Genomic DNA, 13,917 nt, shown 5'->3' on the forward strand with positions numbered 1-13,917 from the left:
ACTCACGCGTCGCGGTTTGCAACGCCTGCTGAATCGAAGCTCGCCATGTCATTGATAAAGGCGACCGCTGCGCGCAACAGCGGCACCGCGAGCGCCGCGCCGGTGCCTTCGCCGAGACGCAGGTCGAGCAACAACAGCGGCTGCCCGCCGAAATGATCGAGCATGCGACGGTGTCCCGCTTCGTTCGACGCATGCGCGAACACGCAGTACTCGCGCACCTTCGGCGCAAGCGCGTCGGCAATCAGCAACGCCGAAGTCGCGATGAAGCCGTCGACCAGAATCGTCATGCGTGCTTCGGCGGCGGCGAGATACGCACCCGCCATCATCGCGATTTCGAAACCGCCGAAAGTGGCCAGCACGTCGAGCGGGTTCGTCACGCTGATGTGACGCGCGAGCGCCGCTGCCAGCACGTTGCGCTTTTTCGCGAGACCCGCGTTGTCGAGACCGGTGCCGCGACCGACGCAGTCGTCGACCGGCACGTTGCACAAACGGCTCATCAGGCACGCGGCCGCCGAGGTATTCGCGATCCCCATCTCACCGAAGCCGATCACGTTGGTGCCGAGCGCCGCATGATGCCGCACGCGGGCCGCGCCCGCCTGCATCGCGGCGAGTGCCTGCTCACGCGTCATCGCGGGTTCATGCGCGAAGTTGCGCGTGCCGCGTGCAATGGGAATGTCGACGAGGCCGTCCGTCGACGGCAGCGGGGTCGCAATGCCCGCGTTGACCACTTCGAGTTCGATTCCCGCGACCCGGCTCAGCGCATTGATCGCCGCGCCGCCCGCCAGAAAGTTCGCGACCATTTGGGCGGTCACCGCTTGCGGATAAGGACTCACGCCTTCCGCGGCAATGCCGTGATCGCCGGCGAAAACGATCATCGTGGGGCGCTGCACCACCGGCCGCGTGGTGCGCTGGATCAGCCCCATCTGACGCGCCAGCGCCTCCAGTCTGCCAAGACTGCCAGGCGGCTTCGTCTTGGTATCGATGATGTGTTGCAACTCGGCGCGCAGCGTTTGATCGAGCGGTTCGACTTCGGGCAAACCGGTCGGGCGTGGCAAAGAAGTCATAAGCGTCTTCTGGAAAATGTTCTGGATGAAACGGTTAATTGGCTGATATGTCATTACCGGCGTTTGATTCATGACGCACACGTGTCGCGGGAATCAGCGCTTCGTGTTCGCCGTCGCGAATCAGAATCAACGGATAGCCGAATGCGCGGCTTGTCAGCACGGGGGTGAGTACATCATGCACCGGCCCGGCGTACGCGTTGCCCTCGCCATCGAGCAGCAGCGCATGCGTGGCGAAACGGCGCGCGAGATTCAGGTCGTGGCATGAAAACATCAGGGTGCGGCGTGGTCCGGCCGTCCACGTTGCAAGCGCTTCAAGGCAGTCGATCTGGTGATGCAGATCGAGATGCGACAACGGTTCGTCGAGCAGCAATAACGGCGCGTGCTGACACAGCGCCGCCGCGAGCGCCACGCGTTGACGCTCGCCGCCCGATAGCGACAGCACGTCGCGCGCAGCGAATGCGGCGAGTCCAAGCAGCTCCAGCGCGGCATGTGCCGCGTCGCGGTCGGCATCACTTTCCCAACCCCAGCCGTTCAGATGCGGAAAGCGATTCAGCGTCACGATATCGAGCACACTCGCGCTGAATGCATCGGGCGCGCTTTGCGGCATCAACGCGCGCCGTTGGGCGAGCGGCAGCGGCCGCCAGTCGCGCAAACGCACGCCGTCCAGTTCGACATGTCCCGCCGAGGGCTGCAACAAGCCCGCGAGCGTCGACAATAAAGTCGTCTTGCCCGCACCGTTCGGACCGGCGATACACCAGATTTCACCGGGATAAAACGTGTGCGTGAACCTATCGAGCAACGTGCGCGAGCCGGCACGCAGCGTCAAACCTTGCGCGCCAAGTGCGTGTTGCGAAGAAGTCTGAGAGGTGTAAGGGGCTTGCATCATCGACGCCTGCGCAACAGCATCCATAGAAACACCGGTACGCCGATGATCGACGTAATCACGCCAACCGGCAATTGCGCGGGCGCAATCACGGTGCGCGCGATCAGGTCCGCGCCCATCACCGCGACACCGCCGCCGAGCGCTGCGGCGGGCAACAACATGCGCTGATCATTGCCGAACGCGAGCCGCAACATATGCGGCACGACGAGGCCGATAAAGCCGATGGTGCCCGCCGTCGTCACCGCCGCCGCCGCCGCGAGCGACGCAACCAGATACACGCGCAAACGCAGCGGCATCACGGCGACGCCCAGCGCCTGCGCGGCGGCGTCGCCGCGCAGCAGCACGTTCAGACGCGGCGCGGCCGGCACGATGGCAAGCAATGCGACGACGAGCGCAGCGAGCGCGGTCCACGGCATCGCACCGCCGTTGAGGTCGCCGGTCAGCCAGAACAGCATCCCGCGCAAGCGGCTGTCGGGTGCGAGATTGAGCAGCAGCGTAATCAGCGCACCCCACCCGGCGGCGATCACCGCGCCGGTCAGCAACAATCGTGGCGACGTGTCCTGCGGTTCGCCGCGCCACAACTCGCGGCGCGCGAGACCGAGCACGAGGAGAATCGACACGAACGCACCAGCGAATGCGCTGGCGTCGACGATCCACCACGCGCAACCGGCAATCATCGCGACGAGTGCGAATGTCGCCGCGCCGCCCGACACACCCAGCACATACGGCTCGGCCAACGGGTTGCGCAACAGGACCTGCAACAACGCACCGGCCAGCGCGAGCAAAGCGCCACACGCGAAACCGGCCACCGCGCGCGGCAAACGCAGCGTACGGACAATCTCTGCTGCGAGATCGCCGGAGTCGACCGGCGACGCCGCAAACGTATGCGACGGCATTAACGCTATCAACACGCGCCCCGGCGCGAGCGACACGCTGCCCAATGCCAGCGACGCCAGCAGCACCGCGAGTGCGACGCACGCGAGCGCGAGCCAGATTGCGGCCGCGCGCTTCGCGCTCATCGCACGCACGGTGGCGGGCATCGAAGCCGGGTGACGACTCATCCGCGTGACCTCAACGGTGCACGTACATTACGGCTGCCAGGCGGTCGTGACATACGCACCGCGTCGCGACGAGTGATACGAATAGGCCGTTTCATAGTCCTTGTTCAACAGATGCCCGATTTGCGCGGTCACGTACCACGCTTTCGTGATGCTGGCGTAGTCGATCAGATTCGAAGAGCGGGTCTGGCATGCGCCCACGCGCCTCACGCCAGGCGCATGCGACGCTGCATGCAGCGCGTATTGCAACGCGCGTTCGATCGAATGACTGCGCTCCGGTTTGATCGACGGATTGCCGCTATATGGATCGGACAGAGCGTCGAAATCCGGTGCGCGGAACGAATCCGACTAGCTTGCGCCAGCCTTCCAGTTTCCGGTGATGCCGAACCATAGCCGAGATAGTAACTGTTCGCCTCGCGGGAATCGCGATACGGGTCGTGCCGCACGTTCGCCTGAAGCGGGTCGCGCTCTGTCATGCGGACTGACGACCGTCGATATCGAAGCAGCCATTGAAGACACGTTGGCGTTCGACACACCGCGGTGGTCGACTTCGGAAACGATGAAATGCGTAGCCACCCGGATAGCGTTCAAGGCCGGCTTCCCCGCAGGCCGATACCTGATAAGGCGCCCCGTATTTAACATTCTGGCGGGGGACGTCCCTCTCGCTCTGGCCAGTATCCGGAGTGGCGACACACCGGTCCCACCTTCCCACGCGTAACGCGCAGTGGCACACTCACACGTTGAATCTTGAATACGCGATCAGGATCGATCTGCATGACGAATGCGGTCACCTGCCGTTGCGGAGCAGCGCAGGTCCACACGTGCCGCTTCACCAGAATGTCGCGCGCGGCTGGCGCTTGACTGCGCACTGTTGAAAAGCGCGCGGGCACCAGAGTGCGGCAAGTTTAGAAGCGGCCTCGACGTGCGTCAAGAACGGTTGCTTCATCGCAAACCGTTCTGTTAAATGCAGGTTATTGTCCGACCAGCGAGGTGTTTTTCATCATAAGGTCGCTAAAAGCCTGCACAAAGCGATGTTGTTACGTCTCGAAACGAGACAATTGTCGGAACCTGCGATATTCCGCGCTAAAATGCAATGTCTTTAGAGGACGCAGCACATGCTCACCGAACTCGAATCACTTTCACAGAATATCGGCAAGCTGATCGCGATCAGCCAACGCCACAATGAAGCGCGACTTGCGCTCGAAGAGCAGCTCGCCCAATCGCGTGCCGAAGCGGAAGCCACGCGCACGGAACTTGCACAGTTGCGCGAAGAGCGTGACACATTGCAAGCGGAACGCGACGCGCTGTCCGCGAAAATCGACGACGCTCAGGTGCGCCTGAATGCAATTCTCGAGAAACTGCCGCGGGCCCGCGCAAACAGCGAACCGGATAACCAGCTCGATCTGCTCGAGCCGGCTCAGCACGCTGTCGAAGCGGAGAGCGACGTTACCCGCCACGGAGAAAATGCATGACCACCAAGCAGATCGAAGTCTCGATTCTCGACGTGCCCTATCGCCTCGCGTGCTCGCCGGAAACGGAAGGCGCACTGCTTGAAGCGGTCGCACGCGTCGACGCCGAAATGTCGAAGATCCGCAATAACAGCAACGTGCGCGGCACGGATCGCATTGCCGTCATGGCTGCGCTGTCGCTGGCATCGGAACTGCTTAGGCTTCAATCGAGCGTTAGACACGGAGAAGCATTTCCTGCAGAGGAAATCCGGCGTACAATGCATCAAATGAACGAACAACTGGGTACTGTGATTCAGCAGTACAGCATGCAGTAAGTAACAGTCGGTCCTGAGATCGGCTGCGAATTCAAACGAAGCAGATGAATCAATATCAGCAAAAACGTTTGGGTTCTATCGTTTAAGCTTCATCGGTTTAGCTTCCCTGCCTGGTTCGCCAAGGTCATATATTCCTTGAACCAATGCCATGTGCACGGTTGCGGAAATTTGTAGCACGGGTGTGCGCGTCACTCTGTCTGATGTACCCGAAGTGTTGCTAACTGCGACCAATTCTGAACCCCCGGTTCAGGATGCCGGCCTAGCGGCTAAGGCGGGGACCTTATCTAGAACGGCATCGGACTTCGGTTCGATGCCGTTTTTCTTTGGGCTCCGGTTTTGCGTTCGTGTTGTTTCATACGCACCGTCGAGCTCTTAACGTCAACCACGCTCCATCACGTTCACTTCGATTCATGCGCTACTGGCTAATGAAGTCCGAACCGGACGAAGCAAGCATCGACCATCTTGCCAACGCACCGCACCACACGTTACCGTGGACCGGCGTGCGCAACTATCAGGCGCGCAACTTCATGCGCGACATGATGCAGGTCGGCGACGGCGTGCTGTTCTATCACTCGAGTTGTCCGCAACCCGGCATAGCGGGACTCGCCGAAGTCTCGTCCACCGCCTATCCGGACCCGACCCAGTTCGATAAAAAGAGCCCTTACTTCGACGCGAAGTCGTCGCAGGAAACGCCGCGCTGGCTGCTCGTCGACGTCGTATTCAAAAAGAAAATTCCGCTGATTCCGCTCGCCACGTTGCGCGAGCACGAAGAATTGCAAGACATGCGCGTGCTCGCCAAAGGCAACCGTTTGTCGATCACGCCGGTGACCGAAGCCGAGTGGCGCTTCATCACCAAACGGCTTGTTTGACGTCGGTTTAAAGCGGGCCGCGACGACAAAAGCAACGTCATATCAGGGAACCAAGCTCAGGTTACAAGCGCCTAACGGACGCATCAACGAATGCATTAACGGATTGGCAAGCACCGTGCCATTCACGGCACACCGTTCGCGCCGATCGTGCATAACCCTGTTCAAGCAAGGAGTCCAGCAATGACAAAAAACACCGCACGGGCAGTCGCACTTGCTCTCTTCTGCGCCGCGCCCGTCGCGCTCACGCTGACCCCGTCCCTCGCGCATGCGCAAGGCGTGATGCAGGCGCAACCGGCGGGCGTGCTGTCGCTGAACGCCCAGGCCAGCGCGGAGATCCCGCAGGACGTGGTCGACATCACGTTGTTCTACGAGCAGGAAGCGAGCGATCCATCGGAACTCACAGCCACGCTCAATCAGCGTGCTGATTCAGCTTTGCAGAAAGCGCGCGGCGTCAGCGGTGTGACGGCTCGCACAGGTTCATTCTCGATTTTCCCCTCCACCGATCGTGACGGGCGCATCTCCACGTGGCGCGGCCGCACGGAAGTCGTACTCGAATCGCACGACTTCGCGGCCGCGTCGAAACTCGCGGGGCAAATGGCATCGATCATGCAGGTCGGCAACGTGCAGTTCTCACTGTCCCCGGAAGCGCAACGCGCTGCGGAGCAGAAGCTCACCACGGAAGCGATCAAATCGTTTCGCTCCCAGGCTGAATCGTCGGCCCAGGCTTTTGGTTTCAGCGGTTATTCGATCCGCGAGGTCAGCGTCAATCACGGCGGCGTGATGCCGCGTCCCATGATGATGATGAGTGCGCGCGCGATGGGGGCCGATGCCAAGAGCGCGGCACCGATACCGCTCGAAGGCGGCACGTCGACTGTGACGGTCAATGTGTCGGGCTCGGTGCAGATGAAGTAACACGCTTTCGCTTCGCGCCAGATCTCGTCAGTTGAAAAGACAAACGCCACGGCATGCCGTGGCGTTTGTCTTTGAACATTCGCTACAGCAAAGCCGTAGCGGCAAGCTCCGGTCAGCTAACGCTAACCGCTTGCGCCGTTAGACGGCGCGCACGGCGATACGACCACACGAGCAGGCCGATGCCGACGAGAATCATGGGCAGCGACAGCCATTGGCCCATGGAGAGGCCCATGGCCAGCAAGCCGAGGAAGTCATCCGGCTCACGCGCGAATTCAACCGTGAAGCGTGCGAGACCGTAGCCGATCAGAAACACCGCGGAAATGGCGCCCATGGGCTTCGGTTTGCGCGAAAAGAAAATCAGCACGAAGAACAACGCAATGCCTTCCAGCGCAATCTCATACAACTCCGACGGATGTCGCGGCAGCATGTGGTATTGCGCAAACACCTCGTTCAGATGCCATTGCGCAGCCAGTTGCGGATGCGCGGAAAGCCACGCAGCGTCGTCGGGCGCGGCGCCTGGAAACAGCATGGCCCACGGCGCGGACGGATCGGTCACACGCCCCCACAACTCACCGTTGATGAAGTTGCCGAGACGTCCTGCGGCGAGCCCCGTTGGCACCATGGGGGCGACGAAGTCGGTGACTTGCAGCCACGAACGCTTGCGCTGATAGGCGAACAGCACCATCGCAAGCGTCACGCCGAGGAAGCCGCCGTGAAACGACATGCCGCCCTGCCACACCTTGAAGATGTCCAGCGGATGCGCGAAATAAAAGCTCGCTTTATAGAACAGTACATAGCCGAGCCGCCCCCCGAGAATGGTGCCAAGCACGCCGTAAAACAGCATGTCGTCGATATCTTTCGCGGTCCAGCCTTGCGCGGCCACGTACGGCAAGCGCAGCCGCAGCCGGCCGACGACGATCGCCGCGATAAACGCGACGAGATACATCAGTCCATACCAGCGCACTGCGAGCGGCCCCAGATGAATGGCAATGGGGTCGAAATTCGGATGAATGAGCATCGTGTTGTTATGGGCAGTTCAGGTTCAGAAGCGGGGTAACGTAATTTATTCGACAGCGGATAACGGGCACCGGATCGCGCAGCATTCAGCGCCTGCATTGGACGGCCCGGCCCGCGATACGTTCGCGGCAGCGCCGCTAGACACGCAGCGCAACGGACGCCGACCCGGCGGCACTGATGTAAGCCCGCACGATCTCGATGAAGCCCGCCAGCACCGGACTCACCTCTTCCGTGCGCCACACCAGCCCCGTCTCGATCACCGGCACCGACTCGGCGAGCGGCCGGTACACCACCCCCGTGCGGCGCAGGTTACGCAATGATTGCGGCACCAGTGCGACGCCCATTCCGGCGGACACCAGGCTGACGATCGTCTGCATCTGGATGGCCTCCTGGCCAATCCTGGGTGCGAGGCCTGCCACGCCGTAGCAATCCATAATGATGTCATAAAAGCCAGGCGCCAGACGTCTGGGGAAGATCACGAGCGGCGTATCGGCGACTTCGAGCAGGCTGACCGGCGCATCCAGCCACCCCGCATGCGGGTTTCCCGACGCGTGGTGCGCAGCGTCCAGCCGCTCGGAAGTGTCGGTGGACATCGCGATCACCAGCGGCTCCCGCGCGATCGGCAACCACGAGAGCAGCGCGCCGTGGCGCGGTGGCAGCGGCGCGATCACGAGGCCGGCGTCGATGCGTCCGGCCACCAGTTCATCCACCTGCACGTTGCTGGTCGCCTCGGTCAGTTCGAGCCGCACATGCGGATGACGCGCGCCGAAATCGCGCAGCAAAGGCGGCAGCAGGCCGTAATCCGCGGTTGACACGAATGCCAGCGACAACACCCCCGCTTCGCCGCGCGCCAGACTCTGCGCGAGCGGCCGCAGCCCCTCGGCCGCCGCGAGCAGCCGCTGTACTTCGGGCAACAGTTCCGCGCCCACGCGCGTGAGCTTGACCGAGCGTTTGGTGCGCTCGAACAGTTCGACGCCCAACGTGTGTTCCAACGCCCGGATGGCTTGCGATAAAGGTGGCTGTGTCATTGAAAGACGCACGGCGGCGCGTCCGAAGTGCCGTTCTTCGGCGACGGTGACGAAATAGCGCAACTGGCGCGGATCGGGAATGGCGGGCAGCATGATTAATACATTTTACGACCTAATAGCGCCTGAATAATATATTGGACACACGTTTTGCAAAACTGCATCCTTGGATGGCGCGTCGGAGCTACTACACTGAATTGACGCGCCGGCGACTCACGCGGCCGACGCAGCCGCACTATTCGTCACCGTCACCGCACTGCCCCGCCCATCATCCCCAGCCGCTGCGCCCCAGCCACGCAGTGCGGCTCAAGACCAATCAGACTGGAGGCCCCATGGCATACAACCGTCGTTCGAAAAACATCACGCAAGGCGTCGCGCGTTCACCGAATCGCTCCATGTACTACGCGCTCGGCTACCAGAAAGAAGATTTCGACAAGCCGATGATCGGCATCGCCAACGGCCACTCGACCATCACGCCGTGCAACGCCGGCTTGCAGCGACTGGCCGACGCCGCGGTTGTCGCGGTCAAAGGCGCTGATGCGAATCCACAGATTTTCGGCACACCGACCATCTCGGACGGCATGTCGATGGGCACCGAAGGCATGAAGTACTCGCTGGTGTCGCGCGAAGTGATCGCCGACTGCATCGAGACCTGCGTGCAAGGCCAATGGATGGACGGCGTGGTCGTGATTGGCGGCTGCGACAAGAACATGCCGGGCGGCATGATCGGCCTGGCGCGGATGAACGTGCCGGGCATCTACGTGTATGGCGGCACGATCCGCCCGGGCAACTGGAAGGGCGTCGACCTGACCATCGTGTCGTCGTTCGAGGCGGTCGGCGAATTTACAGCGGGGCGCATGTCGCAGGAGGATTTCGACGGGGTCGAGAAGAACGCGTGTCCGTCGACGGGATCGTGCGGCGGCATGTACACCGCCAACACGATGAGCTCGTCGTTCGAAGCGCTCGGCATGTCGTTGCTGTACTCGTCGACGATGGCCAATCCCGATCAGGAAAAAGTCGACTCGGCCGCCGAGTCCGCGCGCGTGCTGGTCGAAGCCGTCAAGCAGGACCTGAAGCCGCGCGACATCATCACGAAGAAGTCGATTGAAAACGCTGTTGCGTTGATCATGGCGACCGGCGGCTCGACCAATGCCGTGCTGCACTATCTGGCCATCGCGCATGCAGCCGAGGTGGAGTGGAGCATCGAGGACTTCGAGCGCATGCGCAAGAAAGTGCCGGTGATCTGCGATCTGAAACCGTCCGGCCAATACGTGGCCACCGATCTGCATAAGGCGGGCGGCATCCCGCAAGTCATGAAGATTCTGCTCGATGCGGGGATGCTGCACGGGGACTGCATCACGATTACCGGCAGGACGCTGGCCGAAGAATTGAAGGACGTGCCGTCCAGACCGCGCGCCGATCAGAAGGTCATTTACCCGGTGGAAAAAGCGCTCTACAAGGAAGGCCACCTCGCGATCCTGAAGGGCAATCTCGCCGAAGACGGCGCGGTCGCGAAGATCACCGGCCTGAAAAACCCGGTGATCACAGGCCCGGCCCGCGTGTTCGACGACGAGCAAAGCGCGATGGACGCGATTCTGTCCGACAGGATCGTCGCCGGCGACGTGGTCGTGCTGCGTTACCTCGGCCCGAAGGGCGGTCCCGGCATGCCGGAGATGCTCGCGCCGACCTCGGCGATCATCGGCAAAGGGTTGGGCGAGAGCGTGGGCCTCATCACCGACGGCCGGTTCTCGGGCGGCACGTGGGGGATGGTGGTCGGCCACGTCGCGCCGGAAGCTTTCGTCGGCGGCACGATTGCGTTTGTGCACGAAGGCGACTCGATCACGATCGACGCGCATAAGCTGCTGCTGCAACTCAATATCGACGACGCCGAATTACAGCGCCGCCGTGCTGCATGGCAGCAACCGAAGCCGCGTTATACGCGCGGCGTGCTGGCAAAGTATTCCGCACTGGCGTTGCCGGCCAACAAAGGCGCGGTAACGGGCTGATGCAGCCGCACGTGGTGGCGGACAAACTGGCAACTCCGTCAGCCGCATAGCCAAAGCCCGCCACATGAAAGTGCAAAGGGGCGCACGGAAAACCGTGCGCCCCTTTCCTTTTATAATGCTCGCACCGCAAAGTCGGGCCCCGCACCGACGGAGACCATAATGAAAATCACGTCGTATGCAGCGTTCGCAGCATCGGTTTTATTGGGCGCAGCGTTAAGCGTCAACAGTTCGCACGCGTATGCCGAAGCCACCGGCCTTGCGCTGGCCCAGCAACAGAATTGCATGAGCTGTCACTCGGTCACACGTTCGTTCATGGGTCCGGCGCTGCACGACGTCGCCGCGAAATATGCAGGGCGCGACGACGCCGCGACTTATCTGAAGCACAAGATTCTGGATGGCAGCGCAGGCGTGTGGGGGCCGGTGCCGATGCCCGCCAATACGCAACTCACGCCCGATCAGGCGGCCACGCTGGCAAGCTGGGTGTTGACGCTCAGATAGAACGGGCGCCTCGCCAAAGACGCCCCTTTCTTCAATCAGCCACGGCCCGAGCGCCGTGCGACTTCTTCTTCAACCGCTTCCCTCACCCAGCCGCTCATTTCGGTTTCCAGAGTCAGCGCAACTTCACGCGTGATCTGGCTGACAAGCCAGGTGGTGTGCTCCTGCAACGCGTCGCGGCAACGCGCCTCGATGATGCCGCGACCTTCGCCCGTCAGAAAACCGGCAAAGCGCCCACGCAGGCGTTCGGCGATGACTTCGGCGTCCAGATCCGGCTGCGCAGGCGCGGCGCTTTCGTGAGCGATGTCCGGTGGCACGATCGAACCGGCTTCGACCGGCGCAGCCGGTTCAGCGCGGTCGAACACACTCGCGGACGCCGCGAGCGCGTCGTCGTGATGAAGGATTGCAGGTTGCGCAATGGGCGGTGCGATCACCGGTTCAGGCGCAAGTGTCTGCACCTCGGCAAGCACCGGCTGCGACGCCAGCGCTGGTTCGTCCGCCTGCGACGGCGGCAGCGCGAACGCGGGCTCGGTCCTGAAGCTGGGTTCTTTCGGCGCGTCGGCAAGCGCCGCTGCCCCCGTACCGCTCGACGGCGAACGTACCTGACCCGGTACGAGAATCTCGTGCAACACCGGAATCGAATCGTCGTTGGAATCGGACATGTGGCTCTCCTCCGTGTTTTTAGTCGAAGCCGAAGCAGAGCGCCTGCGCCCCGGATTCGCAGCACCCCATGCCACAAACCCTACGCAATGCGGCGCAATAAACCTTAGCTGCCCTGCTTGTAGTTGTTCAAAGCATAGCCGCGATCGCGATAGAAGCGATACCGCTCGCGGCCTGCAACGAGCTCGTCGTGTGCGTTACCGACCACTTCCAGCAACCTTTCGAAGCGCGCGAACTGCGCCGGTACGGTTGCGCCGAGATTGAGCAGCACCTGATGATGCGGCACGTCGTCGAGATTCGTGGTCAGCACGATAGGAGTTTGCGCGGCGAGCGGCGTGCCCGCCATGCAATGCGGGACGAAGTCGAGCGGAGAGAAGGTCCACAACTGTTCGTCGAATATCCGCAGGCGCTCGGCTTCGGCCAGCACGATGGTCGGCTGGCCGGCCAGATACGCTTTACGGATCAGACGGCATGCATACAGCAGCGAGTCGCCGACGTTCGAGTGAAAATCGATTCTCGTCATCGGCGACTCTCCGTGCGCTGCCTGCTCTGCCTGACTGCGCCCGCAGGCTTACTACAATGCGTCATTGTGCGGAGCGGCCGTCCGCAGCCCGGTCGTCGGCGGACCTACCGTCAGCGGCCCTGTCAATCAGGAACTGCGCGAGCAGCGGCACCGGACGGCCCGTCGCGCCCTTCGCCGCGCCGCTCTTCCACGCGGTACCGGCGATGTCCAGATGCGCCCACGGATACGCGTCGGTGAAGCGCGACAGGAAGCACGCCGCCGTCACGCTGCCCGCCGGACGGCCGCCGATGTTCGCGAGGTCGGCGAAATTCGACTTGAGCTGATCCTGATACTCATCGTCGAGCGGCAGACGCCAGGCCGGGTCCGAAGCTTCACGCGATGCGTCGAGCAACTCGCCCGCCAGCGCGTCGTCTTTCGAGAACAGGCCGCTGTTGTGATGACCCAGCGCGATGATGCACGCGCCCGTGAGCGTCGCAATGTCGATCACCGCCGCCGGCTTGAAGCGCTCGGCGTAGGTGAGTGCGTCGCACAGGATCAGACGGCCTTCGGCGTCCGTGTTCAGCACTTCGATCGTCAAACCCTTCATGCTGGTGACGATGTCGCCCGGCTTGGTGGCGGTGGCCGACGGCATGTTCTCAACCGCCGGAATGATGCCGACCACGTTGATCTTCAAACCCATTTCGGCGACGGCGCGCAACGTGCCCAGCACCGAACCGGCGCCGCACATGTCGTACTTCATCTCGTCCATGCCCTCGCCCGGCTTCAGCGAGATGCCGCCCGTGTCGAACGTGACGCCCTTGCCGACCAGCACCACCGGCGCAGCCTTCGAGGCACCGCCCTGGTACTGCAGCACGATGAACTGTGCCGGTTCGACCGAGCCCGCCGTGACCGACAGGAACGAGCCCATCTTCAGCGCTTCGCATTGCTTTTCGCCGAGCACTTCGACTTTGAGCTTCCAGTCTTTGGCGAGCTTCTTCGCGGTGGTCGCGAGGTAGGTCGGCGTGCAGACGTTGCTCGGCAGGTTGCCGAGGTCGCGCGTCAGGTCCATGCCGTTGGCCAGCGCGGCACCCTGCTTCGCGGCCAGCTTGGCGGCTTTTTCGTCGCCGGTATTGACGCTGAAGACGATGCGCTTCAACGCGCGGGTCGACGTGTCTGGCTTGGACTTCATCTGCGTGAACTTGTAGGTCAGCTCGCGCAGCGCGAGGATCGCGGCACGCACGCCCCAGTCGGCCGAGCGCTCCAGCACCGGCAGTTGCGCGAGCGTGAAGGTAACCTGAACAACCTTGGTGGGCAGCAGTGCGCGCCAGGCGGCCCGCACGGCGTCGCCGTAGGCTTTCTGACTGAAAGCATCCTGCTTGCCGAGGCCGACCAGCAGCACGCGCGAAGCGCCGATGCCCGAGACTTCGTGCAGGAACAGCGTGGTGCCGGCCTTGCCATCCATGTCGCCGGCCTTGATGATGCGGGTCAACAGGCCACGGGTCGCCTCGTCGATCTCAAGCGCTGCGCCCGAGAGCGTTTGCGACTCGAACACACCAATGACGATGCAATCCGACTTCCCGGTCAGGAAACCGTTTGACGAGCCTTTGGTCCAATCACAGGCTTTTATGCTAAAGTCCATCGCG

Annotated in this window: 14 protein-coding genes, 1 other RNA gene and 1 pseudogene; 7 read left to right on the plus strand and 9 right to left on the minus strand. The window is 62.5% G+C overall.

Annotated elements, in window-relative coordinates; all coding sequences use genetic code 11:
* Positions 1–2: 2 nt before the first annotated feature.
* The 4 genes and pseudogenes from cobT to LMG28727_RS34050 form a co-directional block, all read right to left on the minus strand.
* Complete coding sequence (gene cobT, locus LMG28727_RS07385) at positions 3–1,064, minus strand: nicotinate-nucleotide--dimethylbenzimidazole phosphoribosyltransferase (RefSeq protein ID WP_201641652.1); 1,062 nt, start codon at positions 1,062–1,064, stop codon at positions 3–5.
* A 34-nt stretch (positions 1,065–1,098) separates the two neighbouring features.
* Positions 1,099–1,950 carry an ABC transporter ATP-binding protein gene (locus LMG28727_RS07390; RefSeq protein WP_201641653.1) on the minus strand — a complete coding sequence of 284 codons (852 nt, stop codon included), beginning with the start codon at positions 1,948–1,950 and terminating at the stop codon, positions 1,099–1,101.
* Positions 1,947–3,008, minus strand: coding sequence for a FecCD family ABC transporter permease (locus LMG28727_RS07395; protein WP_201641654.1), 1,062 nt, complete (start codon positions 3,006–3,008; stop codon positions 1,947–1,949). The genes LMG28727_RS07390 and LMG28727_RS07395 overlap by 4 nt, the downstream gene beginning before the upstream one ends.
* A 27-nt stretch (positions 3,009–3,035) precedes the next feature.
* Positions 3,036–3,472: pseudogene (locus LMG28727_RS34050) on the minus strand (TonB-dependent receptor domain-containing protein); the annotation flags it as partial.
* Between the two features lie 648 nt (positions 3,473–4,120).
* Between LMG28727_RS34050 and LMG28727_RS07405 the strand changes: the two are divergent.
* The 5 genes from LMG28727_RS07405 to LMG28727_RS07425 all read left to right on the plus strand — a co-directional run bounded on the left by LMG28727_RS07405 (position 4,121) and on the right by LMG28727_RS07425 (position 6,569).
* Positions 4,121–4,477, plus strand: a complete 357-nt coding sequence (locus LMG28727_RS07405) for an ATPase (protein ID WP_201641656.1) — start codon at positions 4,121–4,123, stop codon at positions 4,475–4,477.
* Positions 4,474–4,788 carry a cell division protein ZapA gene (locus LMG28727_RS07410; protein WP_201641657.1) on the plus strand — a complete coding sequence of 105 codons (315 nt, stop codon included), beginning with the start codon at positions 4,474–4,476 and terminating at the stop codon, positions 4,786–4,788. Before LMG28727_RS07405 ends, LMG28727_RS07410 begins: the two co-directional genes overlap by 4 nt.
* Before the next feature lie 100 nt (positions 4,789–4,888).
* Positions 4,889–5,070: non-coding RNA, 6S RNA (gene ssrS, locus LMG28727_RS07415), on the plus strand.
* A gap of 128 nt (positions 5,071–5,198) precedes the next feature.
* Positions 5,199–5,657 carry an EVE domain-containing protein gene (locus LMG28727_RS07420; protein ID WP_201641658.1) on the plus strand — a complete coding sequence of 153 codons (459 nt, stop codon included), beginning with the start codon at positions 5,199–5,201 and terminating at the stop codon, positions 5,655–5,657.
* A 180-nt stretch (positions 5,658–5,837) separates the two neighbouring features.
* Positions 5,838–6,569 carry an SIMPL domain-containing protein gene (locus LMG28727_RS07425; protein WP_201641659.1) on the plus strand — a complete coding sequence of 244 codons (732 nt, stop codon included), beginning with the start codon at positions 5,838–5,840 and terminating at the stop codon, positions 6,567–6,569.
* 112 nt (positions 6,570–6,681) lie between these two features.
* Here the strand turns inward: LMG28727_RS07425 and lgt are convergent, their stop codons facing one another.
* Complete coding sequence (lgt, locus tag LMG28727_RS07430) at positions 6,682–7,587, minus strand: prolipoprotein diacylglyceryl transferase (protein ID WP_201641660.1); 906 nt, start codon at positions 7,585–7,587, stop codon at positions 6,682–6,684.
* Between the two features lie 136 nt (positions 7,588–7,723).
* Positions 7,724–8,707, minus strand: coding sequence for a LysR family transcriptional regulator (locus LMG28727_RS07435; protein WP_201641661.1), 984 nt, complete (start codon positions 8,705–8,707; stop codon positions 7,724–7,726).
* 236 nt (positions 8,708–8,943) lie between these two features.
* On the opposite strand from LMG28727_RS07435, the gene ilvD reads away from it, so the two are divergent.
* The gene (gene ilvD, locus LMG28727_RS07440) at positions 8,944–10,617 is read left to right on the plus strand and encodes a dihydroxy-acid dehydratase (protein ID WP_201641662.1); all 1,674 of its coding nucleotides are present in this window, start codon (positions 8,944–8,946) and stop codon (positions 10,615–10,617) included.
* Between the two features lie 159 nt (positions 10,618–10,776).
* Positions 10,777–11,115, plus strand: a complete 339-nt coding sequence (locus LMG28727_RS07445; RefSeq protein ID WP_201641663.1) for a c-type cytochrome — start codon at positions 10,777–10,779, stop codon at positions 11,113–11,115.
* A 35-nt stretch (positions 11,116–11,150) separates the two neighbouring features.
* On the opposite strand, the gene LMG28727_RS07450 is transcribed toward LMG28727_RS07445, so the two are convergent.
* From LMG28727_RS07450 to LMG28727_RS07460, 3 genes are all read right to left on the minus strand, one after another.
* Positions 11,151–11,774 carry a DUF2486 family protein gene (locus LMG28727_RS07450; RefSeq protein ID WP_201641664.1) on the minus strand — a complete coding sequence of 208 codons (624 nt, stop codon included), beginning with the start codon at positions 11,772–11,774 and terminating at the stop codon, positions 11,151–11,153.
* 104 nt (positions 11,775–11,878) lie between these two features.
* Positions 11,879–12,295: a DNA polymerase III subunit chi gene (locus LMG28727_RS07455; RefSeq protein WP_068893355.1), complete on the minus strand. Its 417-nt coding sequence runs from the start codon at positions 12,293–12,295 to the stop codon at positions 11,879–11,881.
* 61 nt (positions 12,296–12,356) lie between these two features.
* Positions 12,357–13,913, minus strand: coding sequence for a leucyl aminopeptidase (locus LMG28727_RS07460; RefSeq protein WP_201641665.1), 1,557 nt, complete (start codon positions 13,911–13,913; stop codon positions 12,357–12,359).
* Positions 13,914–13,917: the final 4 nt, after the last annotated feature.

Source organism: Paraburkholderia metrosideri, assembly GCF_904848625.1.
Taxonomy (GTDB): domain Bacteria; phylum Pseudomonadota; class Gammaproteobacteria; order Burkholderiales; family Burkholderiaceae; genus Paraburkholderia; species Paraburkholderia metrosideri.